The organism is Krasilnikoviella flava, assembly GCF_900167525.1.
Taxonomy (GTDB): domain Bacteria; phylum Actinomycetota; class Actinomycetes; order Actinomycetales; family Cellulomonadaceae; genus Isoptericola; species Isoptericola flavus.
The window spans coordinates 709,741-734,385 of the sequence record NZ_FUZQ01000002.1 but is presented as its reverse complement, the minus strand read 5'-3'; the positions used below and the strand labels follow the sequence as shown (position 1 = coordinate 734,385).

Below are 24,645 nucleotides of genomic sequence, written 5' to 3'. Positions count from 1 at the left end.
CCATGGCCCAGCGGATCGAGACCACCACCTACAGCGACCTTTCCGGCGCTGAAGGTGCCGAGCAGTACACCTTCGCCGTACAGGACTCGTCCTTTGAGGTCGACCTGACGAAGGACGAAGCCGCCGAGCTGTTCCGCCTGCTCGACCCCTACGTCAAAGCAGGCCGCAAGATCTCCCGCCGAGCAGCACGCACCGTCCCGACGTCCCGGCTCAACCGTCAGGGCACGGTCGGCAACCCTGGCATCTACGGGCGGGTCAAGGACTGGGGCCGGGCCAACGGCTTCAGTGTGGCCGACCGAGGCCGGCCGAGCCACGCCCTGGTCGAGGCATACGAGAAGGCGACGGGCGAGACCGTCCAGGTCGGCAAGTAGCACTAGCACCAGCCACGAAGACCCCTCTACAGCGTTCTGTACGCCGGTAGAGGGGTCTTTTCGTGTATCCGGGCGCCGACGCTGCGTCAGACCGTCAGACCGTCAGACCGTCAGCGAGCCTTCCGCCCGCTGCGGCGGTTCCTGAATGCGCCGCAGCGTCTCGGGATCGTCCGAAGTAATCCAGAACCCCTCACCAATGAGTCCGTGCTCCGGCTGGTCGATCGTCAGGAACTCTCCCCACTCAATGACGATGCGGTCCGGGGAGAATCCTCTACGCCCTTGCGACGGACGCACGGTGACTCTTCTGACGTACTCCTGAAGGAGCTTCTGCCGGTCGATCACATCCCCGTGGTCCCACTCCTCACGAACGGTCGTGCTTGACTCGACGGTCTCGTGCACGGGCTCTGTCACCCCGAGATTTTCGCGCATTTGTAGTAGCGCGTCCCGACGTGCGACAAGGGCGGGAACGTCGGCCGTGGGCTCCTGAAACGCCATGCCGATCTCTCCAAGCGCTTGCTCGATGTCCCTTAAGGCTTCCCGGTCCGGCGCAACCTCACGTGCGACGTCCAAGAGCCGCCTCCACGAGCCGATCTTTAGCAGTAGGCGACGCTCCACCTCGGACTCGGCAGACTCTGCCCGGACACTGACACCGCCCGCACATGCAAGGCCTCTAGCGCGCGACGAACACGCATACTGGACGACTCCTCTAACGCTCTTGAGTGCCAGCGAGCGACGGCAGGACGGGCAGACAATCAGCCCCGAAAGAAGGCGCGCGGCCTTCTGTCGCTTCACCTGACCAGACTTCTTGCCCGGCTTGAGCGCGGCGCGCGCCTGAGCCTGCAAGTCAGGGTCAAGCGCTGCCGGCCACGCCCTGACGGGTAGGCCGAGCTCGTCCCTCAATGGCTCTTTGCCATGCATCATCACGCCAACACTCGCAGGTGACGTGACAATGCGCTTGATCTTGGTTGCGTCCCACGTGCCCGAGCGCTTGCCCGGAACGCCTCGCCTCACGAGATCTTGCCCGATGGAGTAGAGAGATTCGCCGCGTACGACCCTTGCGGCACATTCCTTTAGGATCTCCGCCTCGTCCTTCTTGACGATGAGTACCCTTCCCGGACCATCAGGGTTCGGTGCGCTTTCATAGCCCCAGGGCGTGAATCCCCCGCCCCAGCGTCGGGCAGTGCGCTGCTCCCTACGCCCATCCTTGACCCTCGCGGCAATCATGCGCGATTCCATCTGAGCAAAAGCCATGACGATTGTTGCGAAGAACTCGCCTTGGTCGGTTGTCATATCGACGCCCTCGTTGATGGATACGAGCGCCATTCCGTTAGCCCTCGCCTCCTTCATGAGCGCTCCGAAGTCGGCAACGTCGCGTGCGAGGCGGTCAAGGCGTTTGAACACCACGGCATCAGCCTTGCCGTAATACGTTCGTAGTTCCTTGATGCCCGGACGGCTGAGCCCCAGCCCCTTGTCACTGCCGGACTGGTCGAGGTCCCGCACGACGTCCACGACGTCCCAGCCCTTAGATTTGCAGTACGCGCGCCCCGCTTCCTCCTGCCCCTGCGGGCTCAGGCTCGGGTCCTCCTCGCCGCGCCAGTCGGACAGCCGGACGTAGACAAGTGCTCTCACCGTTGCTACGGTAGCAGCGTTATAGGCGATTGCGGGGTGCCGCGCTCCAGCGCCACGGCGACGCCCTCGGCGAAGCGCGTGAGCGAGGACAGTCCGGTCCGGTCGGCCATCGCCGTCAGAGCGGTCGCGATCGGCGCGCCGGCTCGGACGTCGGCGAGCATCGTGGAGATCTCGCCGGAGATCTCGCCGCGGGCCGTGGTCGCGACCCGCTCGAGCGCGGGCACGGGACCCTCGCCCGCCGTGACGGCGAGGGCGAGCAGCTCGGCGACGGTCGGGAACTCGGCGAGCATCCGCTCCTCACGGCGCTGCACGGCGCGGCTCAGCCACTGGTCGCACAGGACGAAACCGGTGGCACCGCACAGCAGGACGAGCGCCGCCAGGGGTACCGGCGACGACCCGCGCGTGGCGGCGAGGAGCAGCGCGAGCACGAGGCCGGCCGCCAGCCCGAGTGCGGCCGAGACGACCTGGCGCGCCCGGAACGCCTCGACGCTCTCGTGCCAGCCCGCGCGGTCCAGGCGTCGGCGCACGTCCGCGCGGGACGACCCGAGCCGCTCGAACCAGTGCGCGGCGTCCGCGATCCACGGCGCGAGCAGGCGCTCGAGGACGGGGAACGGCGTGTGGGTGGGCTGCTCGCGCAGCAGTCCGGACGTGGCGTCGCGCGGGCGCAGCGCCGGGGCCAGTCGCTGGTCGAGCGTCGCCCGGCGCGCGCGGACCCGCGAGATCACGAGCAGGATGCCGAGGCCGCCGAGCAGCCCCACCAGCGCACCGACGCCGGAGAACCAGGGCGCGGTCATCGCAGCACCCGCCCCTCCTCGGGCAACCGGCCGATGCGTCGCATCAGCCAGTAGGCCAGCACCGACGTGGCCGCACCGGCCGCGAGGACCGCGACACCGGCGGCCGAGTTGTAGGCCTGCGCCGTCTCCGGGCGGGTCGCGAGGAATGCCAGGACCACCCACGGGCCCGCCGCCGCGAGCCTGGCCCCGTTCACGGTCCACGACTGCCGCGCCTCGAGCTCGCCGCGCGTCCGCGCGTCCTCGCGCAGGAACGTCGACAGCGTGCGCAGCAGCCGACCCAGGTCGGTGCCGCCCACCTCGCGCGTGAGTCGCAGGGCCTCGACGATCCGGTCCGCCACCGGGTCGGCCAGCCGCGCCTTGAGCAGGTCGAGGCACTCCCCGAAGCGGCCGGTCGCCCGGTAGTCCGCCGCGAAGCGGGAGAACGGCTCGCGGAGCTCGACCGGGCCGCGCTCGCTCAGCTGGGCCACGGCCTCCGGCAGCGACAGCCCGGCCCGCACACCCGACGCCAAGTGATCGACCACCTCCGGCCATACCTCCCGCAGGTCCCGCCGGCGCCGCCGCGCACGCACCCGCACGAGCATCTCGGGCGCCGCGGCCGACATGAGGGCGAAACACCCGGCGATGGCGGGCGAGCGGGTGAGCGCCAGCCCGGCGAGCAGCACCACGACGCCCGCCATCGCGCTGAGCCACCACAGTGCCGCCGGGGTCACCGACGGCGCGCCGGCCTGGACGAGCAGGTCCTGCACGGCGGCGGAACGGCCCACCCGGCGGCGCGGACGCGCCGGAGCCTCCCAGCACGACAGCCAGACGCACGCCAGGCCCGCCCCGAGCAGCAGCCCGACCACGACCCCCATCAGCGGCCCCCGGCCAGGAGGGCGCGGACGTCGACGCCGACACGGGCGAAGCGCTCCTCCCCCGGCGGGAAGCCGTCGCCGCGCACCAGGTCGCCGCCCTGCTCGGCGGGCAGCCGGTGGAAGATGCCGGCGGTCTCGACGCGGTCCCCCTCGACGCGACCCGTCACGGCGACGATCTCGCGCACCTGCCGGGCACCGTCCGACGCCACGTCGAGGTGCGCCACGAGGTCGATCGCCGACGCGACAGTCGGGACGACGAAGCGGTCGGACACGTTCTCGCCCGCGAGCAGCGGCAGCGTGCACATCTTCGTGACGGCCTCGCGGGCCGAGTTCGCGTGCACGGTGCACATCCCCGGGATCCCGGCGTTGAGCGCCACGAGCATGTCGAAGCTCTCGGCCTCGCGCACCTCGCCGATGACGATCCGGTCCGGCCGCATCCGCAGCGCCTCCTTGACCAGACGGCGCAGCGGGATCTCCCCGGTGCCCTCCAGGCTGGGCTGCCGGCACTGCATGGCCACGTGGTCACGGGCCGCGAAGCGCACCTCGAAGACCTCTTCGCAGGAGATCACCCGCTGCCCTGCGGGGATCGAGCCGGCCAACGCGTTGAGCATCGTCGTCTTGCCCGCCTGCGTCGCGCCCGAGACCAGCACGTTCAGCCCGGCCCGCACCGCCGCGTCGAGGAAGGCGGCGGCGTGCGACGTGAGCGAGCCGAGGCGCACCAGGTGGTCGAGGTGGTCCGCGCGCACCAGGTGCTTGCGGATGTTGACGGCCATGTGCTCGCGCGTGACGTCCGGGATCACGACGTGCAACCGCTCGCCGCCCGGCAGGGAGGCGTCGACGAAGGGGCTGCTCAGGTCGAGACGGCGGCCGGACGCCTTGAGCATCCGCTCCACGAGGTCGCGCACCTGCGCGGCGGTGAGGATCGTCGTCGTGAGCTCCGGGACGCCGCGCCGCGCGACGAAGACCTTGGCGGGCGAGTTGATCCAGATCTCCTCGACCTCGGGGTCGTCGAGGTAGCGCTGCAGCGGGCCGAGGCCGCCGAGGGCGTCGACGACCGCCCGTGCGGCGCCCTGCGGGTCCGCGAGAGCCGGCACGACGCCGCGCGTGGCGCGCTCGGCGTAGTCGGCGGCGGCCTCCGCGACGAGGCGCTCGAGCCCGGCCCGGTCACGGACCGGGTCGAGGGCGCGGCGGCGTACCAGCTCGCGCACCTCGTGCTCGAGGATCGCGGGGGCGTCCGTCGGCGCCAAGGTGTCGATCGACACTGATCTGTTCCCTCTCGTCGTGCCACGGCGGGTGCGCGGGGCGGCAAGGCGGGACCAGGATAGGGGTCCCGGGCAACCGGCTGAGGACCGCCTGTGGACACACCCTGCCACCAGCGCCGAGCCGCTAGGCGGGACGGCCCTCGCGCGCCGCGGCGAGGAACTCCCTGACCAGCCGCGACGTCTCCTCGGGCTGGTCGTAGGTCACGATGTGCCCGGCGTCTCGGATGGTGGTCAGGCGGGCGCCCGGGGCCGCCGCGGCTGCCGCGGCCAGCTCGGCGTGCCCCACGAGCGGGTCGCGGTCGCCGCGCACCCACAGCGACGGGACGCGCAGCCGCGACAGGTCGGCCAGGTGGTCGAGCGCCATGGCGCGCGGGCCGTAGGCGCGGACCATCCAGTCGTCGAGGGCCGGCTCGCGGTGAGCCGCCTTCGCGCGCGCCTCTTCGACGACGAGCCCCACGATCTCCTCGAAGCCGTCCGTGCCCTCACCGGCCACGAGGTTGTCCGCCATCGAGCGGCGCACCACGGCGGGCCGCCGCGCGAGGAAGCGGCTGGTGAGGCGCAGCAGGCCGGGCGTGCGCAGCGCGAGCCAGGTGATCAGCTGCGCGCGACGCCGCGCGCCGATCCCGCCGGGCCCGATCGCCACGAGCGCGTCGACGCGCTCCGGGTGGTCCAGCGCGAACCCGACGGACACGCCCGCCCCCAGGGACAGCCCCACCAGGGCCGCGCTCTCCAGGCCGAGTGCGTCCAGGAGCTCGCCGAGGAAGGCACGGTAGAACGCGTCGTCGAGCAGCCCGCTCCACGGGCGGCTGCCGCCGTGCCGAGGCAGGTCGATCACGTGGACCCGGTGGTCCGCCGCGAGCCCTCCCGCGACGTGGCGCCACACCCCGGCGGCCGTGTCGAGCATGCCGCCGTGCAGCAGCAGGACGGGCGGGCCGGTGTCTCCCGCGCGGTAGTGGCGCACGGGTCCGCCCGCGACGGTGAGGTCGGTCCAGGTGGCGAAGACGTCGGTCACGGGACGGCCGGTCATGGCTCCTCCAGGAGGTCGAGCTGGTGGTCGAGGCGGGCGAGGAGCCCGAGCTGGGCTCTGCGGGCGGCCTCGGGGTCGGCGGGACGGTCGGCGGCGAGCCCGCGGCCGACGAGGTCGGCGAAGAGTGCGACCGCGTCGCGCAGCTCGTCGTCCGACGTCGTGCCGATCGTGCCCGGCGCGTGCACCAGGCCGACGCTGAAGACGCCGAGCACCCGCACCACCGCCTCCGTGGGGACCGACGGGTCGACGACGCCGGCGTCCTGCAGGCGTGCGACGTACTCCGCGAGCCACGCGAGGCGCGCCGCGTAGCGGCCTTCCCCGGCGGCGACGTCGCGCACGTGGTCGCCCAGCAGCGTCTCGTCGCCCACGGTGAGGGCCCGCATGAGCGGGTCGGCCAGCAGCGCGTCCATCCCGAACCGGTAGACGGCGGGCAGGTCCACGAGGCCGGCGGCCTCGACGACGCGCCGGTGCACCGCGGCGGTCAGGTCCCGGGTGCTGCGCCGCAGCACGGCGTCGAGGATCGCGGCCTTGTCGGGGAGCTCGAGGTAGACGGCGCCCTTGCCGATCCCGGCCCGCGCCGCGACGTCGGCGACCGTGGTACGCGGCCACCCCCGTTCGAGGATCAGGGACCGGGCGGCGTCGAGGATGCGCGCACGGCGGTCGGGGACGAGGGGGCGGGGCACGGAACACCTCCGTAGTGACCACTTTTAAGATACTGGTCACTACGATAGACGGACGCGAGCCGCGCACGCCACCTGCCGGGGCTAGGGTCGAGGACCATGCCGACCTCTCCCCCGCCCGGCCGCTGGAACGACGTCGCCCGCGCGACCGGGCTGCTGGGCCCGGACGGCGCGGTCGCGCAGACGATCTTCGCCGAGATGACGGCGCTCGCGGCGCGCACCGGCGCGATCAACCTGGGCCAGGGCTTCCCCGACGTCGACGGCCCCGAGTTCATCCGGACCGCCGCCAAGGACGCGATCGACGCGGGCCGCAACCAGTACCCGCCCGGCGACGGCGTCCCCGAGCTGCGCCGCGCGATCGCCGACCACCAGCTCCGCCACTACGGGCTCGACGTCGACCCGGACACGGAGGTGCTGGTCACCACCGGCGCCACGGAGGCGCTGGCGGCGTCGATCCTCGCGCTCGCCGGCCCGGGCGACGAGGTGGTCACCCTCGAGCCCTTCTACGACTCGCACGCGGCGGGCATCGCGCTGGCCGGGGCCACGCACGTGCCGGTCCCGCTCACGGCCGAGGGCTTCCGGCTCGACGCCGCCGCCCTGCGCGCCGCCGTCACCCCGCGCACCCGCCTCATCGTGCTCAACACCCCGCACAACCCCACGGGGACGGTGCTCACGCGAGCCGAGCTGGAGCAGGTCGCCGCGATCGCGCGCGAGTCCGACGCGGTGGTCCTCACCGACGAGGTGTACGAGCACCTCACCTTCGGCGACGCCGTGCACGTCCCGATCGCGACCCTGCCGGGCATGGCGGAGCGCACCCTCACCGTCTCCTCGAGCGGCAAGACGTTCAGCCTCACCGGTTGGAAGGTGGGCTGGGTGCACGGCCCGGCCGAGCTCGTCACCGCCGTGCGCACCGTGAAGCAGTTCCTCACCTACACCTCGGGCGCGCCGTTCCAGCCCGCGATCGCCCGCGCCCTCGGGGACGACGAGACGCCGCGCGCGCTCGCGACGTCGCTCGCCGCCCGGCGCGACCTGCTGTGCGAAGGGCTGACCGCCGCAGGCTTCGACGTCGTCGTCCCGCAGGGCACGTACTTCGTCGTGGCGGACGGCGCGCACCTGCTGGGCCGCCTGGGCGTCGCCGACGGCCACGACCTCTGCCGCCGTCTGCCCGAGCTCGCCGGCGTCGTCGGCGTCCCCGTCTCCGCGTTCTGCCGCCCCGGGTCCCCGACGTCGGCCGCGCTTGCCTCGCGCGTCCGCTTCACGTTCGTCAAGCGCGAGGACGTGCTGCGCGACGCCGTCGGGCGTCTGCACCGCCTGGCGAGCTAGGCGGCGTCCTCGCCAGGTTCCGAACCACCTCGGCACGCCTCGAACTACCTCGGCGGGCTACGACGTGAGCGCGGGCAGGACCAGGGTCGCCGCGACCACGAGCATGATCGCCGCGACGACGCCGTCCACGACGCGCCAGGCGCCCGGCCGCGCGAGCACGGGCGCGAGCAGCCGTGCCCCGTAGCCGAGGCCGACGAACCACAGCACGCTGGAGACGATCGCCCCGGCGGTGAAGAGCCAGCGCTCGTCGCCGTGCGACGCGGCGAGCGACCCCTGCAGCACGATGGTGTCGAGGTACACGTGCGGGTTGAGCCACGTGAGCGCGAGGGCCGTGAGCAGCACCGGGCGCGCACGCCTCCCGGCGTCGGCGACCGTCCCGTCCGACGCCGCCGCCAGCCCCGCCTCGTCGCCGCGCCAGGCGCGGCGTGCCGCGAGGGCGCCGTAGCCGAGCACGACGGCGGCCCCGGCCCAGCGCGCGACCTCCACGACGGCGGGGTGGCTCACGACGAGCGCCCCGAGCCCGGCCGTCCCCGCGAGGTACAGCAGGACGTCGGACGCCGCGCAGACGGCGACGACGAGGCCGACGTGCTCGCGTCGCACGCCCTGACGCAGCACGAAGGCGTTCTGCGCGCCGATGGCGACGATGAGGGACAGGCCGAAGCCGAGGCCTGCGAGGAGGGTGAGCACCTCTCGACGCTAGGCGCGACATCAGATGAAGTCCATCTACTGTTTCTACACCTGGTGCAGCACTGCTTCATCTAGGGTGTCGCCATGCGATGGGACTCCCGGCAGCTCGAGGCACTCGCGGCCGTCATCACGGAGGGGTCGTTCGAGGCCGCGGCCCACGCGCTGCACGTGACGCCGTCGGCGGTCAGCCAACGGGTGCGGGCGCTCGAGAACGCGGCCGGCTCGGTGCTCGTGCAGCGCACCCGCCCCGTCGCCCCCACCGAGCCAGGGCGCACGCTGCTGCGCCTGGCCCGCCAGGTCGAGCTGCTCGGCGCGGAGGCGGGCCGCGAGCTCGGGCCGCGGGACGCCGAGCCCGAGGACGACGACGCGCCACGGCCCGTCACGGTGCCCCTCGCCGTGAACGCGGACTCGCTCGCGACCTGGGTGCTGCCCGCGCTCACGCGGGTGGAAGGCGTCTGCTTCGACCTCTACCGCGACGACCAGGACCGGACGGTGGACCTCCTGCCGGCCGGCGCGGTGATGGCCGCGATCACCTCGCAGCGGGCACCGGTCCAGGGCTGCACCTCGACGTTCCTCGGCGTCACCCGGTACCGGCCGGCGGCCACCCGCGCCGTCGTCGAGCGGTGGTTCCCCGACGGGCCCACGGTCGAGGCGCTGGGCCGGGCGCCGATGCTGGTGTTCAACCGCGCCGACGACCTGCAGGACGCCTGGCTGCGCGACCGCGCCGCCGCGGCGGGCGCCGCCGTCCCGTCGCCACCGCGCCACCACGTGCCGAGCACCCCCGAGTACGTCGACGCGATCCGCCGCGGGCTCGGGTGGGGCATGTGGGGCCCGCTGCCCGGCCCGGGGGCGCGCTTCGGCATGCTCGCCGGCGGGCCGGGTGACGCGGGCGCAGACGTGGTGCTGCTCGATCGCGACGCCGTCGTGGACGTCCCGATCTACCTGCAGCAGTGGAAGCTGCGCTCGGGCGTCCTCGACCGGGTCGCCGACGCCCTGCGCGGCGAGGCCCGCCGCGCGCTCCCCCAGTCCTGAGGCCGCCCGTCAGGCGCAGACCCCCGGCAGCACGGACGGGCTGGGCGACGGGTCGGGCGAGCCGCCGTCCCCCTCCTTGCCGCCGCGCGTGCCGCCGTCCTCGCCGGCGACGTCGCCCTTGCCTTCGCCACTGCCCGACGTCCCGGTGGCACCCGGCTCGTCGCTGTCCGGCGACGCGACGTCGTCGTCGACGGCGGTCGCGCCCGACGGCCTCCTGCTCGCGTCCCGGTCCGGCTCCGGGGTGCCGGGCGGCGCCTCGTCGGCGCGGATCCGCTCCCAGATCGCGTCGGCCTCCGACGTCCACACGACGCGGTTGGGGTCGCTGGGCGCGGTGGCTACGGGCACGGACGTGAACACGATGCGTGACGGGTCGATGTCCCGGATGCTCCACGCCAGGCCCGCGAGCGCCGTCGGGCTGGCGAGCTCGGGGTCCGTCGAGATGGAGCCGAGGATCTCGCGCACCATCCGGTACAGGCGGGGCGAGTCGGTGATGACGTTCTGCGACAGGATCTCGCGCATGGCGGCGTCGAAGAACGCCTGCTGCCGCTCAATGCGCTTGAGGTCGCTGCCGATCTCCAGGCCCATGCCCTCGCCCTTGCGGGCGCGCAGGAAGTTGATCGCGGTGTACCCGTCGAGCTTCTGCTTCCCCTCCGGCAGGTCGAGGTCCACGCGCTCGCCCTTGACCGGCTCGGGCAGGCACATGGTGACCCCGCCGATGGCGTCGACGACACCGATCACGCCGGTCATCTGCACCACGACGTGGTCGGAGATACGCACCCCGGTGAGCTCCTCGACCGTGCGGATGGTGCAGGCGGCCGCGCCGGTGACGTCCTTGTCCGCACCGCCGCCCAGCGTGAACGACGAGTTGAACATCGCGTCCGACTGCGGCGAGGTCTCGCCGCCGCCCGGCAGCTTGCAGGCCGGGATGTCCACGAGCGAGTCGCGCGGGATCGAGACGGCTTCGATCCGGCTCCGGTCGCCCGACAGGTGCACCAGCAGCGTCGTGTCGGAGTGGAACTCGTCGCCCGCCCCGGCGATCTCGGCGTTCGCCTCGTCCCGGAAGTCGGTCCCCATGACCAGGATGTTGAGGTCCTTGCCCGCGAACGGGTCGCTCGGGTCCTGCTCTGCCGCGACCTCGGGCGGGCGGTCGTCGTCCGCGAGGAGGTCGTCGACGTCGGAGACCGCGATCTGAGAGCGCAGGTCGACGAACGACGCGACCGCGGCCGCCGACACGAACGCCACCACCGCGGTGACGACGAGAGCGATCGAACGGACGACGCGGTGCGAGGCGAGGCTGCTCGCGTGCCGTGGCAGGGTCCGCACAGCGCGATCCTAGGCCGTGAGCAGCACGTTCGCGCGAGGGGTCCCCTCCGCCCCGGCAGGTTCACCCCTCGCGCGACCGGTCACCGCCGGGCCGCGACCGCGGCGACCGCGAGGCCCGGCTGGTCGGAGAAGACCCCGTCCACGCCGGCGTCGAGGAACGCGTCCAGCTCGCCCGCCAGGTCGCCGTGCGCGGCCGGGTCGGCCGACGAGCGGTGCTCCGCCGGCAGGAACTGGTTCTCGGCGCGGAACGTCCAGGCGTACACGTCCAGCCCGGCACGGTGCGCGTCGCGGACCACGGAGGTGGGCTCACCGAGCGTGCCCGCGGCGGTGCGCGGGATGACGACGTTCTTCTCCAGGCTCGCGATGTCGGCGTACCGGGCGACCTCGCGCAGGCCGCGCGGAGTCACCAGGTCGGCATAGGTGCGCGGGTCTCCCGCGGCCACCAGGTCGTACGGCGCGCCGCTGGGCGAGACGTTGAGCGCGAGGCGCACGTCGGTCAGCCGGTCGAGCTCGCGCAGGTTCGTGGTCTCGAACGACTGCACGACGACGGGGGCGCGCCGCGAGTCGAGACCGTTCGCCGCGAGCTCGGCGACCAGGGGTGCGGACAGGGGCAGCCCGATCGAGTCGAAGTACGTGGGGTGCTTGGTCTCGGGGGCGACGCCGACGGGCCGGCCGTCGCAGGTCTCGGAGTGCCGGGCCAGGTCGAGCACCTCGTCGAGGGTCGGCACCTGGTACAGCCCGTCGTAGGCCGTGTTGCCGGGCCGGACCTCGGGCAGCCGCTCCTCGGCGCGCAGCGTGCGCAGCTCTGCGAGCGTGAAGTCCTCGGTGAACCAGCCGGTGACGGCCTTCCCGTCGATCGTCCTGGTGGTACGGCGGTCGGCGAACTCGGGGTGGTCGGCGACGTCGGTCGTGCCGCCGATCTCGTTCTCGTGCCGGGCCACGAGCACGCCGTCCTTGGTCGGCACGACGTCGGGCTCGATGACGTCCGCGCACTGCAGGACGGCCTGCTCGTACGCGGCGAGCGTGTGCTCGGGCCGGTCGCCGGACGCGCCGCGGTGCCCGACGACGGTGACGCCGTCGTCCCGGGTGCGCTGCTTCTCCAGGTCGATCACGACCATCTCGGTGTCGTCCGGCGTGCCGGGGTTGCGGGCCGCGTTGCCCGGGTAGTTGTTGTCGTTGCCGATGAGGATGCGCCCGTCGCGCAGCCGCAGCACCGTCTCGAACGACTGGACGGGCAGCGCGTACGTCTCGCCGAGGCCGTAGCCCTCCCCCGCGTCGATGCCGTCGGGGTTCTCCACGCGCAGCGCGTCGAGCACGAGCTCCTTGCGCAGATGCCCGCTCCCACCCGTGCCGTCGCCGTCGGTCTCGCTCAGGTCGATCTCGTAGACCCGCTTGGTGACCGATGCCGGGCCCTCGAAGTCGTCGCGCTCGACGACCCAGAAGGAGTCCTTGCCGACGGCGAACGCGTCGCCGAGCACGTTGGCCTCCTGGTCGGCCTGGTAGTCCCAGGTGCGGCCGGTGTACTCGCCGCGGCGGGTGTCGAACTCGTGGATCACGCGCCGGCGCTGGTCGGCGTCGCCGACCAGGGCGCCCTCGAGCACGGGGTACAGGTAGCGCCCGCCCCGGACGCCCGCCATGGCCTCGAACCCGCGGCTGGCGCGCACCGTGGGCTCCTCGCCGTCGCCGAGGTACGGGTTCTGCGGGGACTTCAGCCCGCCGGGCAGGGGGTACGGCTTCTCCAGCAGCGTGCCGTCCGCGTCGAAGTGCAGCAGGAACGGTCCGAACTCCTCGCCCACCCACAGGGTGCCGTCGTCGGCGCGCACCACGGACTCGATGTCGAAGTCGGCACCGGTGAGTAGCCGCCCGTCCGTGTCGCCGTTCACGATGTCGACGTCGAGCACCTCGTCCGCGTCGTTGTACGAGATGTGGTCGAGCACCTCGATCTCCCCGGAGCCCGTGCGCCCCGTGTCCCAGTCGGGCCGTACGAGGTAGCTGCGCAGCAGGAAGTCCGCGGAGTTGCCCTGGCTGCCGAAGCCGTTGTCCGGCTGCGCCCAGAACGTGCCGTCGCCGTTGTCGACCATCGCCGAGAAGCCCGGGATCACCTGGCCGTCCCAGGGCCCCTGCCGGCCGTTGGCGGCGGAGGCCCGGGCGCCGGACGGCGGCCCCTCGGCGAGGAAGTCGGCGGACAGCGTCGCCCGCCCCTCGAGCGTCGGGACGAGGTGGGTCGCGACGGTGCCGGGCCGCCCGGGGCCGGGCGTGCCGTGGTCGCCGGGGCCGCCGGCGAGGGCGGCGGTCCCGGCCACGGTGGTCAGGACGACGGCCGCGGCGGCGCCGGACGCGACGACACGCAGCGCGCGGGCGTGGATCGGTGAGCGGGTCATGGGCCGATCCCACCGGCGCTCCGCGACGGCTCGACGAACCCCGGATGAACCCTGGCCGTCCGCCGGGCGACGATCCGGTGGCGCCTGACGGCGCCCGGCACGCGAACCACCCGGCGACCCCCTCCCGAGTCATGCCTAGATCTGCTAGGTTCGGCACCCCTAGCAGATCTAGACATAGGAGCCCTAGGTGCGCTTCGACAAGGACCTGGTGGCGGCGTCCGCCACCCCGCTCGTGCTCGGCATCCTCGCCGAGGGCGAGTCCTACGGCTACGCCATCCTCAAGCGGGTCACCGAGCTCTCCGGGGGTCGCATGCAGTGGACCGACGGCATGCTCTACCCGCTGCTGCACCGGCTCGAGCGGCTCGGCCTGGTCGTCGCCACGTGGGGCACCTCCGAGGCCGGCCGCCGCCGCAAGCACTACGCCCTCACCGCGGCCGGGCGCGACGCGCTGGCCGAGCGCCAGGAGCAGTGGTCCGTCGTCGCGGACGTCCTGCAGCAGGTCTGGCGGTCCGCCCAGCAGGCCGCGCAGGCCCCCGCCCGCCCGGCCGTCGCCGAGGGGTGGGCGTGATGGCCGGGCAGGAGGAGCGGGTCGAGCCCGCGGGCGGGCACGGCCGGCTCGAGACGCAGATCGACCAGTGGCGCTCCTACGTGCAGCGGCACCGCGCCATCTCGCCCGCCGACGTCGACGAGATGGAGGACCACCTGCGCGGCAGGGTCGCCGACCTCACGGCCACCGGGCTCGACGATGACGAGGCGTTCCTCGTCGCGGTGCGGCGCATGGGCAACCTCGACGCCGTCTCGCGCGAGTTCGCGCGCGAGCACTCGGAGCGGCTGTGGAAGCAGCTCGTGCTGGTCCCGGACGAGCCCTCGGAGGGGTCGGCGCCCGCGTGGCGCGAGCTCGCCGTCGTCCTCGCGCTCGCCGTCGGTGCCGGGATCGCCGTGAAGGTCGCGCTCGCCGCGTTCGACACGGACTCCGTGCTGCTGCGCAACGTCCCCCTGATGACGGCGCCGTTCCTGGCCGGCTACTTCGTGTGGAAGCGCCGGGTCTCCTGGCGCGTCGTCGCCGCGCTGCTCGTGCCGTACGCCCTGCTCGCCGTCGTGCTCAACGTCTACCCCTACGTCGAGAACGGTTCGACGGTGGTGCTCGCCGCCGTGCACGCCCCCGTCGTGCTGTGGGCGCTGGTCGGCGTGGTCTACGTCGGCGGCCGCTGGCGGGCCCAGGACCCGCGGATGGACTTCGCGCGCTTCACCGGCGAGCTCGTCGTGTACGTCACGCTGCTGGCGATCGGCGGCGGCGTGCTGCTGGGCCTCACGGCCGCGACGCTGAGCCTCGTCGGCGTGGACATCGAGCCGGCGATGGAGAGCTGGATCATGCCGTTCGCCGTGCCCGGCGCCGTCGTCGTGGGGGCGTGGCTGGTCGAGGCCAAGCAGGACGTCGTGGAGAACATCGCCCCGGTGCTCACCCGCGTCTTCACGCCGCTGACCACGGTGATGCTGCTCGTGACGCTGGTCGTGCTGCTCGGTGCCGGTGGCCTCGCCGACGTCGAGCGCGAGCTGCTGATCCTCATGGACGCGATCCTGCTGCTGGTGCTGTGCCTGCTGCTCTACTCCGTCTCGGCGCGCGACTCCCTCGCCCGCCCCGGTTGGTTCGACGGGCTGCAGCTGGTGCTGGTGGCCGCGGCGCTCGCCGTCGACGCCGTCGCGCTCACGGCGATGCTCACCCGGATCGCCGAGTTCGGCTTCAGCCCCAACAAGGTGGCCGCCCTCGGCCTCAACCTGCTGCTCCTGGTGCACCTGGCCCGGTCGGGCCTGCTGCTGCTCGGCTTCCTGCGCGAGCGGCGGCCGTTCGGCGCGCTGGTCCGCTGGCAGACCCGCTTCCTGCCCGTGTACGCGGTGTGGGCGGCGTTCGTGGTGGTCGCCTTCGGCCCGGTCTTCGGCTTCGCCTGAGCCCGGGGCCCGCCCCGGCCGGCCGTCAGGCCAGCTTGACCCAGCCGTCGCGACGGTAGGCCGGGGTGGCGAAGGCGAGCACGGCCAGCGCGCAGGCCAGCGCGCCGAGAATGACCCAGGACATCGCGACCGCGTCGCCGCCGAGCACGCCCACCAGGGGCGAGACGAGGCCCGCGACCCCGGACTGCACGGCGCCGATGACGGCGGCGGCCGTACCGGCGCGCTCGCCGTGCCGGGACAGGGCGATCGCCGACGCGTTGGCGGGGATGAGCCCCTGGAACGCGAGCACGAGCCAGAGCATCGCGAGCAGCCCGATCAGCCCGCCGGCACCCGTGAGGGCCACGGCCAGGAGCCCGACCGCGACGACGCCCTGGATCGCGAGCGCGGCGCGCAGCAGCCGGATGGGCGCGACCCGCCGCACCAGGGCGGCGTTCACCTGCGCGGACAGCACGAGCCCGAGGCCGTTGACGGCGAACAGCACGGAGAACTGCCCGTGGCTCAGGCCGTACCCCTCCTGGAAGATGAACGGCGACCCGACGACGTAGCTCATCAGCACGGCCTGCCCCAGGCCGGGGATGACGGCGAGCGCCATGAACTGCTTGTCCTTGACCAGCGTGCGGTAGCCGGCGAACACGCTGCGCGTGCCGCCGGTCTGGCGACGCCCCGCCGGCAGCGTCTCCGGCATGAACCGCCACACGACGAACCCCATCGCGACGCCCGCGAGCGCGAGGAACCCGAAGACCCAGCGCCAGCCGGCCGCCGCGGCGACCGCGGAGCCGAAGGTCGGCGCCAGCATGGGCGCGACCCCGATGACGAGCATGAGCCGGGACAGGATGCGCGCGGCCTCGGCGCCGACGAACCGGTCGCGCACCACCGCCATCGCGGCGACGCCGCAGGCGGCGTTGAAGAACCCCTGCATGAGGCGCAGGCCGATGAGGATCGTCATGTTCGGCGCGAAGGCGCACAGGACCGACGTCACGACGTGCAGCGCCAGCCCCCACATGAGGGGCGCCCGCCGCCCGAAACGGTCCGACAGCGGACCGATGGTGAGCTGGCCCAGCGCGCCGCCGATGAGCATCACGGAGACCGAGAGCTGCGCGAACGACGCGGAGGAGTCGAGGTCCGCCGCCACCTCGGGGAGCGACGGCAGGTACATGTCGACGGTGAACGCAGGCAGCGCCGCGAGGGCGCCGAGCATGATGACCCAACGGTACGGAGAGCGGGCGCGCGGAAGTCTCGCAGAGTCGTCGGGCATGGCCGCCATCCTATCGAATCGTTACGACCGCGCCCAGGGCGAACGCCCCGCCCGCTCGGACGACTGTCGGTGGGATGCGTCACGATGGACCCATGTGCGGCCGCTACGCGTCCTTCCGCGACGCCCAGGACATCGCCGACGACCTCGCCGTCGCCGAGATCGCGGAGGACGCGCGCCTCCTGTCCCCGTCGTGGAACGTCGCCCCCACCGACGCCGTGCGCATCGTCGTCGAGCGCCCGCAGCGGCTCGAGGGCGGCCAGACCGGTGAGATCACACGCTCGCTGCGGCTGGCGCGCTGGGGGCTCGTCCCGTCCTGGGCGAAGGACCCGTCGATCGGCGCGCGCATGATCAACGCCCGCACGGAGACGCTGCTCGAGAAGTCGGCGTTCGCCAAGCCCCTCGGCGTGCGCCGCTGCCTGCTCCCGGCCGACGGCTACTACGAGTGGCGCAAGCTCGAGCTGCCGCCGGGCGCGCCGGCCAGGGCGAAGGTGCCGAAGCAGCCGTACTGGATCCACCCGGACGACGGCGGCGTCGCCGCGCTCGCGGGCCTCTACGAGTTCTGGCGCGACCGCTCGAAGGCGGACGACGACCCCGAACGCTGGCTGGTCTCCGCGACGGTGATCACCACGGCCGCGTCGCAGGACCTGGAGCGCATCCACGACCGCATGCCCGTCGTCCTCCCCCGCACGTCCTGGGACGCCTGGCTCGACCCCGCGGTCGGGGCCGAGCAGGCGATGGGCATCGTCACGGGCCCCCAGGTCGGGATGGCCACGCACCCGGTAGGCGACGCCGTCGGGTCGGTGCAGAACAACCGGCCGTCGCTCCTCGACGTGGACCCCGACCCGCGGGACCCGGACGTCGTCACGACGGAGGCGTAGCCCCGCTCACCTCGCGGACGGCCCGAGCGACGGCCGGGGCGTCCTTGCGCAGGATCGCGCCGTGGTTGCTGGTCACCTTCGCGCTGACCCGCACGTGCGGGTGGCCGGCGATCACGTCGTCGAGGCCGGCGCGGATGCGTTCCTGCTCGTCCCCGCGGCTCCCGAAGGAGGTCCCCGAGGCGACCACGTATCGGGTCGGGACGGTGAGGGCCTCGAGGACGGGGCCCAGCTCGCTCCGCCGGGAGAGCCGGCCCAGCTCGATGTTGCTCTCCGCCTGCTGCGCCGCGGTCATCCGCGGGACGAGTCCCAGAGGGCGTAGCACGGGCCGGAGCCAAGCAATCCGGCGGAACAGCGTGCGGATTCGCTGCTCCATCGCGTCGTCCAGCCAGTCGTCGGGGAAGGCGCCGTCGACCAGGACGGCTCCCAGCGCGCGGCCAGGCCGGCGGGCGGCCCAGTGCGCGGCGACCACCGCCCCGTAGGACCAGCCCACCAGCAGCGCTCCCTCGACGCCACGCGCCGCGAGGACGGCGTCCACGTCCCGCACCGCAGCTTCGAACGAGTAGTCCGTGGAGGTCCCCGACCTGCGGCCGCGCGCACGCTCGTCGAAGGTGATGTGCCGGAAGGAGGCAGGGCCCAGCTCGGCGACGACGCGCCGCCAGTACCCCTGAGTGGCGAACTGCCCGTTCAGGTAGAGCACGGGGACGCCGGTGCCGCCGGTGTCCGTGACGGCCAGGGCCGTGTCCTCGACCGGCACCATCCCCGTCCACGACGTGGCGGGCGACGTCGTCGACGTCATGAGCGCACCTCGGTGAAGGCACGCTCGGCGGCCCGGCTGACCTGCTCCCAGGACGCCCACGTCGCGATCCGTTGACGCGAGACGTCCTGGGCCAGGTCGTAGACCATGCTGCCGAGCAGGAGGCGCGACGGCGGCTCGTCGCTGTCGACCAGGGTGAGCATCGCCTCGGCGGCGAGGCGGGGGTCGCTGTCCACGGAGCCCTCCGCCCACTGGCGCTCCAGCTCCGCCCGGAGCGGGCCGTAGGCCTCGTGCGGGGTCGTCGACTCCATGCCGGCGTAGAGGTCGGTCCAGTATCCGCCGGGTTGCACGATCGTCACGGCGACGCCGAAGGCCGCCGCCTCCGCCGCCAAGGCCTCGCTCATCCCCTCCAGCGCGAACTTGCTCGCGCTGTACAGCCCGGTGCTCGCGAACCCGCCGAGGGCCGCGATGCTCGAGACCTGCAGGATGTGACCCGAGCCCTGCCGACGCAGGTGCGGCAGCACGGCCTGGTCGACCCAGAGGGCACCGAAGAAGTTCACCTCGAGCTGCGCCCTGGCCTGGGCCTCGGTGAACTCCTCGACCATGCCCATGGACAACGTCCCGGCGTTGTTCACCACGACGTCGAGGCGCCCGAGGTGCTCGACGGCGGTGTCGACCGCGGCGCGGACGGCCTCCCGGTCCGTCACGTCCAGGCGCAGCGCGAGGACTCGGTCCCGGTGCGCGGAGTCGAAGGAGTCGACGGTCGCGGTCCTGGCTGCGGCGACGACCCGGTCGCCGCGCTCGAGAGCGGCGGCTGCGAGCGCGTGACCGAGGCCTCGGCTGGCGCCCGTGATGAACCAGGTGCGGGGGGTGGGGAATGAAGGCGGCACAGCGCTCCTCGGCGGGGGGACCTGACGGTCGGCGGGCGGGAAGGGGACGTGGGTCTTGTCAGGGCTGCTCGAGCCAGGAGACGAGCTGCCAGACGATCCCGTTCGGATCGGCGAACTGGCAGTAGCGCTCGCCCCAGGGCTCGGTCTCCGGCGCGGTGATCACCGCGGCGCCGGCAGCGGCGAGGCGGGCGAACTCGGCGTCGACGTCCTCGACGACGAACGCGAGCAGCATCCCCTGCCCGGCGGAGCCGGCGATCTGCGCGGGCTTGAACGTGCCGAGCCCCGTCCGCAGGAAGATGACGTCCAACGCGGCGTCAGGATGGCGCAGCGAGACGAACCCGTCGGCGGACATCGTCTCGGCGAAGCCGAGGTGCCGCTTGGCGAACTCGGCCGACGCGACCTCGTCGTCGACGTTGAGTGACAGGGCGGTGCCGTTGATCTGCATGAATGCCTCTCGTGAAGCTGGGCGAGTCCCGACGTCACTCAGCCTCGATGCAGGGAGGATTCTCGGCAAGGCACGATCCCGAAACGCTCGTTGAGCCTCGCTCAACGATCCGACGACGCCCACGACGAGAGGACCGCATGCTCGAACGCCTGGAGATCGAGGCCTTCCTGACCCTGGTGGACGAGCTGCACTTCGGCCGTACGGCCGAGCGGCTGCAGGTGACCACGAGCCGGGTCAGCCAGACCATCAAGAAGCTGGAGCGCCTCGCCGGCGCGCCGCTTTTCGAGCGGACCAGCCGCACGGTGGCGGTCACGCCGCTCGGAGCCCGGCTCGCCGACGACCTGCGCCCCGCCTACCAGCAGGTCGAGGCGGTATGGGCGCGCACCGTCGCCGAGGGGCGGGGCGCCGTCACGGTGCTGAGGGTCGGATTCCTCAGCGCGGGTGCCGGACAGCTAGTGGCCCGCGCCGCCGAGCTGTTCGCACGACGCAACCCCGGCCACCGTGCCGAGCTGCGCGAGGTGCAGGCCGTCGACGCCGTCGCCCGCCTGCGCGACGGCCAGCTCGACGTCCTCGTGCTCCCCCTCCCCCTGGACGAGCCCGACGTGGTCACGGGACCCGTCGTCCTCACCGACGCGCGGGTGCTCGCGGTCCCGGCCGACCACCCCCTGGCACGCCGGGTGTCGGCCACCCTCGAGGACCTCGCCGAGATCCCCGCGCTGCAGCTGCCGGACGCCACGCCCGTCCACTGGCGCTCGGACCGCACGCCCCGCCGCACACCGGGCGGGAGACCCGTGATGGCCGGGCCGTCCTTCTCCACCGTCCAGGAGGCGCTCGCACTCATCGGCGCGGGTTCGGGCGCCCTCGTCCTGGGGGCACAGATGCGCCGCTTCTACGCCCGCGACGATGTCGTGTACCTCCCGCTCAGGGGCACGCCGCCGCTGGAATGGGTGCCCGCCTGGGTGTCCGGACGTGGCGGGCCGGCCGTCGACCGCTTCGTCGAGGCGGTCCGCGGGTCGACGGACCGGCCTGGCGACGCCCCTCAGGCCCCGCCGGTCACCGCGACCCCTTGACCGGTGATGCCCGTGCTGGCCGCCGACCGGGTAGACACGATCGCATTCGCGACCTCGCGCGCGTCGAACAGGCAGCCGAGCGCGGAGCGCCCGGGGCGCCCGTCCTGCTGACGGGTCCGCGCGCCCGCGACGTCTTCCCCGACCGGGACGTCGTGGCGGACCGGGTGGTGGCCGACCTGCAGCGCGAGTCCCTGCCGTCCGACCCGTTCCTCGCCGAGAGGGTCGACGCCCTGGTGGTGCTCGCCGGCGCGGAGCTCACCGAGCGGTGGGCGCGACCGCACCCTGCGGGGTGGTGCGCAGCGACGCGGCCTGACCGGGTCCGGGCTCAGGCGCCGGTGTACGCCCTCTGCAGCCGCACCGGCGTGATCTCGCCGATGCCCTGCACCTCCTGCGCGGGCTGCGCCGTCAGCGCGTAGCGGGACGACGACGCGAGCAGGGACGCCGTGTGCGGGTCGACCAGCACCGCGGCGGGCTCGGCGAGCTCGGTGATGCGGGAGGCGAGGTTCACGTCGGAGCCGAACACGTCGCCGAACCGGGACAGCACCCGGCCCCAGACGAAGCCGACCCGGACGGGGATCTCGGGTTCCGACGCGTGCGGCGCGGCCAGGCCCAGCGCCACCTCGGCGCCGGTCGTCACGTCGTCGGCCACGAACAGGACGGCGTCGCCGATGGTCTTGACCACGCGGCCGCCCGCCTCGGTGATGACGTCACGGGCCCGGGACTCGAAGAGCTGCACGAACTCCGACAGCTCCTGCGACCCGAGGCCCGCCGTGCGCTTGGTGAACGACACGATGTCGGCGAACCCGACGGCGCGCGGCAGCGGCAGCTCGTCGTCATGGACCTCCTGGGTGCCGCGGCGCGCGCCCCCGAACTCCGTGGCGAGCCGCCCGGTGAGCGCGGCGAGCTGGCGCCGCCAGGCGTGCTCGAGCTGGTGGGACAGCTGCGAGGTGAGGTCCGGCATGCGGTCGATCGCGGCGAGCCGCGCGCTCACGTCGTCCAGTCCGTCGCGGCGGCTGAGGTGCTCGACGAACGCCTCCACCTGCCACAGCGCCAGGCGGTCCGTGGTGTGCCCGAGGGAGCGGATGAGCGTCATCTGCGCCTGCTCGTCCAGCCGCTCGGCGTCCACGAGCTCGCCGATCTCCCGCAGCGCCCGCATGTCCGCGTCGGTGAACCCCACCTCGGCCGGGTGGGTGACGGGCAGGCCCAGCCAGCGCCAGTAGTTCTCGATGAACTCCTGCGACAGGCCGGTGCCCTGCACGAGGTCCGACAGCGTGTACCGGCGCGGGCCGCCGAGGATCTCCTCGTCCAGCCGGGCCGCGGTGTCTCCCGCCCGTCGGGCATCGTCGTCCGTCGGCAGATCGGGTCCCATGGTGGTGTCGCTCGTCACGCCCCCACTGTAATCAGCGCCCGCTGTGCCCCGGCTGGGAGCGGCGCAGGTGGTGCACGTCGCCCGCCGTCACGGTCTGCTCGCCGTCGGGCGTGGCGATCACCAGCGCGCCGTCGGCCGCGACGCGCAGCGCCTCGCCCTCGACCGCCTCGCTCCCCCCTGCCAGCTCGGCGCGCACGGTCGTGCCGAGCGTGGCCGACCGGGCGGCGTACTCGGCGGCGAGACCGGCCGCCGCCGCGTCGCCCCCGGCGCCCTCCAGCCGCGCGACGGCGCCCACGAGCTCGCGCACCAGCCCGCCGAGCAGGGCCGCCCGCTCGCCACCCACCCCGGCGAGCGCCAGCGACGTCGCGGTCGGCACCGGCAGCTCCGCCGCGGACTGGTCCACGTTCAGCCCCACGCCGACGACGACGGCGGGAGCCGCGCCGGAGGCCCCCGGCACCACCTCCGCCAGCACGCCGGCCACCTTGCGGAACGGCCCCAGCCCGGGCACGTCGTCGGCGGCCGGCAGCAGCACGTCGTTGGGCCACTTGAGCGCGGTGCCCGCCCGGGTCGTCCCGGCGGCGTCGACCGCCCGGACGACGGCGAGCCCCGCGAGCAGCGGCAGCCAGCCGAGCCGGGCGGGAGCGAGCCGCGGCCGCAGCAGCACGGACACGGTCAGAGCGGCCCGCGGCGGCGTCTGCCAGGCCCGCCCCGCGCGCCCTCGCCCGGCCACCTGGTGCTCGGCGACGAGTGCCGCGGGCGCGGGCCACTCCTGCGGGGTCCGTCGCACGGCCTCGACCAGGTCGGCGTTCGTCGACCCGGAGACGTCGACGACGTCGAGGCGCGCCAGCGGTCCGGCGGGCGCGACCAGGTCGCGGCACAGGGTGGTGGCGTCCAGCGGGGCACGGTGCGGGTCGCGGGTCATGCTCCCGATCGTGCCGCATCCCCGCGCCGTCCCCCTCCTTTGTGGGGTCCCTCCAAAGAATCCGGGAGCACCGCAGCCTGTCACGCATCGATGCGTGGCAACCCACCAACTAGGGTCGGTCGGGTGAACGACGCCACCCCCTCGACCGACGTCGAGCCGACCACCCCCACCGGCACCGCCGCCAAGCTCGCCGACCTGGAGCGCCGCCGGGCCGAGGCCGTCGCCGACGCCGAGGAGAAGGCCCAGGCTCGCCAGCACCCGCGCGGCAAGAAGACGGCGCGGGAGCGCATCGAGGCGCTGCTGGACGCGGGCAGCTTCGTCGAGCTGGACGCCCTGGCGAAGCACCGCAGCCGCAACTTCGGCCTGGACCGGCGCCGCATCGCGGGCGACGGCGTGGTGACGGGCCACGGCACGATCGACGGGCGCCAGGTGTGCGTGTTCAGCCAGGACTTCACCGTCTTCGGCGGGTCGCTCGGCGAGGTGCACGGCCAGAAGATCGCCAAGGTCCAGGACCTCGCGCTGCGTACGGGCGTGCCGATCATCGGCATCTCGGACGGCGGCGGCGCGCGCATCCAGGAGGGCGTGGCCGCGCTGACCCAGTTCGCGGAGATGTTCCGGCGCAACGTCGCGGCCTCGGGCGTGATCCCGCAGATCTCGCTCATCCTCGGCCCCAGCGCGGGTGGCGCCGTCTACTCCCCTGCCCTGACGGACTTCATCGTCATGGCCGACGGCACGTCGAACATGTTCATCACCGGCCCCGACGTGATCCGCACGGTGACCGGCGAGGACGTCGACTTCGAGACCCTCGGCGGCGGCCGCACCCACAACGCGACGTCGGGCGTGGCGCACTACCTGGGCGCGGACGAGGACGACGCGATCGACTACGCGCGCCACCTCGTGGGCTACCTGCCGCAGAACAACCTCGGCGACCCGCCCTCGTTCCCGCCCGAGGACGAGACGCCGCTGGAGGTCACCCCCGACGACGAGACGCTGGACGTCATCGTCCCGGACAGCGACAACCAGCCGTACGACATGCGTGCCGTCGTGGAGACGGTCCTCGACCCGGACTCGTTCCTCGAGGTGCAGCCGCTGTTCGCGCAGAACGTGCTCATCGGCTTCGGCCACGTCGAGGGCCAGTCGGTGGGCATCATCGCCAACCAGCCGCTGTCCATGGCGGGCACGCTCGACATCGACGCCGCCGAGAAGGCCGCCCGGTTCGTGCGCACGTGCGACGCGTTCAACCTGCCCGTGCTGACCTTCGTCGACGTGCCGGGCTTCCTGCCGGGCGTCGGCCAGGAGCACCAGGGCATCATCCGCCGCGGCGCCAAGCTCATCTACGCCTACGCCGAGGCGACCGTCCCGCTGGTCACGGTCATCACGCGCAAGGCCTACGGCGGCGCCTACATCGTCATGGGCTCCAAGCAGCTCGGCGCCGACGTCAACCTCGCGTGGCCGACGGCGCAGGTCGCCGTCATGGGCGCGTCCGGCGCGGTGAACATCCTGCAGCGCTCGGCGCTCAAGGAGGTCGCGGAGGCCGGCGGCGACGTCGAGGCGGAGCGCCGGCGCCTCACGGACGAGTACACCGACGCGATCGTCAACCCGTGGGACGCGGCCGAGCGCGGGTACGTGGACGCCGTCATCCGCCCGTCCGAGACGCGCGTGCAGGTGGTGCGCGCGCTGCGCGCGCTGCGTACCAAGCGCGCGAGCCTGCCGCCCAAGAAGCACGGCAACATCCCGCTGTGACCGCGGCCA

Annotated in this window: 23 protein-coding genes; 8 read left to right on the top strand and 15 right to left on the bottom strand. The window is 73.4% G+C overall.

What is annotated here, in order from left to right:
- Nucleotides 1-2 precede the first annotated feature (2 nt).
- Nucleotides 3-371, top strand: coding sequence for a histone-like nucleoid-structuring protein Lsr2 (locus B5Y66_RS08025; RefSeq protein WP_079573165.1), 369 nt, complete (start codon nt 3-5; stop codon nt 369-371).
- A gap of 102 nt (nt 372-473) precedes the next feature.
- On the opposite strand, the gene B5Y66_RS08020 is transcribed toward B5Y66_RS08025, so the two are convergent.
- The 6 genes from B5Y66_RS08020 to B5Y66_RS07995 form a co-directional block, all read right to left on the bottom strand.
- Nucleotides 474-2,000: a recombinase family protein gene (locus tag B5Y66_RS08020; RefSeq protein WP_079573163.1), complete on the bottom strand. Its 1,527-nt coding sequence runs from the start codon at nt 1,998-2,000 to the stop codon at nt 474-476.
- A 5-nt stretch (nt 2,001-2,005) separates the two neighbouring features.
- Nucleotides 2,006-2,794: a type II secretion system F family protein gene (locus B5Y66_RS08015; RefSeq protein ID WP_079573161.1), complete on the bottom strand. Its 789-nt coding sequence runs from the start codon at nt 2,792-2,794 to the stop codon at nt 2,006-2,008.
- A complete protein-coding gene (locus B5Y66_RS08010) occupies nt 2,791-3,648 on the bottom strand; it encodes a type II secretion system F family protein (RefSeq protein WP_079573159.1) in 858 nt (285 codons plus the stop codon). The genes B5Y66_RS08015 and B5Y66_RS08010 overlap by 4 nt, the downstream gene beginning before the upstream one ends.
- Nucleotides 3,648-4,910, bottom strand: a complete 1,263-nt coding sequence (locus B5Y66_RS08005) for a CpaF family protein (protein WP_079573157.1) — start codon at nt 4,908-4,910, stop codon at nt 3,648-3,650. Before B5Y66_RS08005 ends, B5Y66_RS08010 begins: the two co-directional genes overlap by 1 nt.
- A gap of 124 nt (nt 4,911-5,034) precedes the next feature.
- On the bottom strand, nt 5,035-5,937 hold the full coding sequence (locus B5Y66_RS08000; protein WP_079573155.1) for an alpha/beta fold hydrolase: 903 nt from the start codon (nt 5,935-5,937) through the stop codon (nt 5,035-5,037).
- Nucleotides 5,934-6,620: a TetR/AcrR family transcriptional regulator gene (locus B5Y66_RS07995; RefSeq protein WP_079573153.1), complete on the bottom strand. Its 687-nt coding sequence runs from the start codon at nt 6,618-6,620 to the stop codon at nt 5,934-5,936. Before B5Y66_RS07995 ends, B5Y66_RS08000 begins: the two co-directional genes overlap by 4 nt.
- Nucleotides 6,621-6,716: 96 nt before the next feature.
- On the opposite strand from B5Y66_RS07995, the gene B5Y66_RS07990 reads away from it, so the two are divergent.
- Nucleotides 6,717-7,940: a pyridoxal phosphate-dependent aminotransferase gene (locus tag B5Y66_RS07990; protein ID WP_079573151.1), complete on the top strand. Its 1,224-nt coding sequence runs from the start codon at nt 6,717-6,719 to the stop codon at nt 7,938-7,940.
- 57 nt (nt 7,941-7,997) lie between these two features.
- On the opposite strand, the gene B5Y66_RS07985 is transcribed toward B5Y66_RS07990, so the two are convergent.
- A complete protein-coding gene (locus B5Y66_RS07985; RefSeq protein WP_079573149.1) occupies nt 7,998-8,627 on the bottom strand; it encodes a LysE/ArgO family amino acid transporter in 630 nt (209 codons plus the stop codon).
- A gap of 84 nt (nt 8,628-8,711) precedes the next feature.
- Between B5Y66_RS07985 and B5Y66_RS07980 the strand changes: the two genes are divergently transcribed.
- A complete protein-coding gene (locus B5Y66_RS07980; protein ID WP_079573147.1) occupies nt 8,712-9,659 on the top strand; it encodes a LysR family transcriptional regulator ArgP in 948 nt (315 codons plus the stop codon).
- Nucleotides 9,660-9,668: 9 nt separating this feature from the next.
- Here B5Y66_RS07980 and B5Y66_RS07975 read toward each other — a convergent pair whose 3' ends face one another.
- Nucleotides 9,669-10,982, bottom strand: coding sequence for an LCP family protein (locus B5Y66_RS07975; RefSeq protein WP_245806978.1), 1,314 nt, complete (start codon nt 10,980-10,982; stop codon nt 9,669-9,671).
- 80 nt (nt 10,983-11,062) lie between these two features.
- Nucleotides 11,063-13,363 (bottom strand): esterase-like activity of phytase family protein, encoded by a 2,301-nt coding sequence (locus B5Y66_RS07970; protein WP_079573145.1) that lies wholly within the window; start codon nt 13,361-13,363, stop codon nt 11,063-11,065.
- 187 nt (nt 13,364-13,550) lie between these two features.
- On the opposite strand from B5Y66_RS07970, the gene B5Y66_RS07965 reads away from it, so the two are divergent.
- Nucleotides 13,551-13,931 (top strand): PadR family transcriptional regulator, encoded by a 381-nt coding sequence (locus B5Y66_RS07965; protein ID WP_079573143.1) that lies wholly within the window; start codon nt 13,551-13,553, stop codon nt 13,929-13,931.
- On the top strand, nt 13,931-15,310 hold the full coding sequence (locus B5Y66_RS07960) for a permease prefix domain 1-containing protein (protein WP_079573328.1): 1,380 nt from the start codon (nt 13,931-13,933) through the stop codon (nt 15,308-15,310). Before B5Y66_RS07965 ends, B5Y66_RS07960 begins: the two co-directional genes overlap by 1 nt.
- Nucleotides 15,311-15,335: 25 nt before the next feature.
- Here B5Y66_RS07960 and B5Y66_RS07955 read toward each other — a convergent pair whose 3' ends face one another.
- Nucleotides 15,336-16,565: a multidrug effflux MFS transporter gene (locus B5Y66_RS07955; protein WP_079573326.1), complete on the bottom strand. Its 1,230-nt coding sequence runs from the start codon at nt 16,563-16,565 to the stop codon at nt 15,336-15,338.
- Nucleotides 16,566-16,657: 92 nt separating this feature from the next.
- Between B5Y66_RS07955 and B5Y66_RS07950 the strand changes: the two genes are divergently transcribed.
- Nucleotides 16,658-17,443, top strand: a complete 786-nt coding sequence (locus tag B5Y66_RS07950; protein ID WP_079573141.1) for an SOS response-associated peptidase — start codon at nt 16,658-16,660, stop codon at nt 17,441-17,443.
- Here the strand turns inward: B5Y66_RS07950 and B5Y66_RS07945 are convergent.
- The 3 genes from B5Y66_RS07945 to B5Y66_RS07935 are packed head-to-tail and all read right to left on the bottom strand — an operon-like array spanning nt 17,427 to nt 19,532.
- Entirely contained in the window at nt 17,427-18,239 is an 813-nt protein-coding gene (locus tag B5Y66_RS07945) for an alpha/beta fold hydrolase (RefSeq protein WP_079573139.1), read from the bottom strand. The genes B5Y66_RS07950 and B5Y66_RS07945 overlap by 17 nt on opposite strands.
- A complete protein-coding gene (locus B5Y66_RS07940) occupies nt 18,236-19,087 on the bottom strand; it encodes an SDR family NAD(P)-dependent oxidoreductase (protein WP_079573137.1) in 852 nt (283 codons plus the stop codon). Before B5Y66_RS07940 ends, B5Y66_RS07945 begins: the two co-directional genes overlap by 4 nt.
- Before the next feature lie 58 nt (nt 19,088-19,145).
- Nucleotides 19,146-19,532, bottom strand: a complete 387-nt coding sequence (locus tag B5Y66_RS07935; RefSeq protein WP_079573135.1) for a VOC family protein — start codon at nt 19,530-19,532, stop codon at nt 19,146-19,148.
- A 137-nt stretch (nt 19,533-19,669) separates the two neighbouring features.
- On the opposite strand from B5Y66_RS07935, the gene B5Y66_RS07930 reads away from it, so the two are divergent.
- Nucleotides 19,670-20,602, top strand: a complete 933-nt coding sequence (locus B5Y66_RS07930; RefSeq protein ID WP_176168811.1) for a LysR family transcriptional regulator — start codon at nt 19,670-19,672, stop codon at nt 20,600-20,602.
- 325 nt (nt 20,603-20,927) lie between these two features.
- On the opposite strand, the gene B5Y66_RS07920 is transcribed toward B5Y66_RS07930, so the two are convergent.
- Both B5Y66_RS07920 and B5Y66_RS07915 read right to left on the bottom strand, forming a co-directional pair.
- Nucleotides 20,928-21,971, bottom strand: coding sequence for an adenylate/guanylate cyclase domain-containing protein (locus B5Y66_RS07920; RefSeq protein WP_079573129.1), 1,044 nt, complete (start codon nt 21,969-21,971; stop codon nt 20,928-20,930).
- 31 nt (nt 21,972-22,002) lie between these two features.
- Nucleotides 22,003-22,893, bottom strand: coding sequence for a biotin--[acetyl-CoA-carboxylase] ligase (locus B5Y66_RS07915; RefSeq protein ID WP_079573126.1), 891 nt, complete (start codon nt 22,891-22,893; stop codon nt 22,003-22,005).
- Between the two features lie 90 nt (nt 22,894-22,983).
- Between B5Y66_RS07915 and B5Y66_RS07910 the strand changes: the two genes are divergently transcribed.
- On the top strand, nt 22,984-24,636 hold the full coding sequence (locus B5Y66_RS07910) for an acyl-CoA carboxylase subunit beta (protein ID WP_407656374.1): 1,653 nt from the start codon (nt 22,984-22,986) through the stop codon (nt 24,634-24,636).
- The last annotated feature ends 9 nt before the right edge of the window (nt 24,637-24,645 follow it).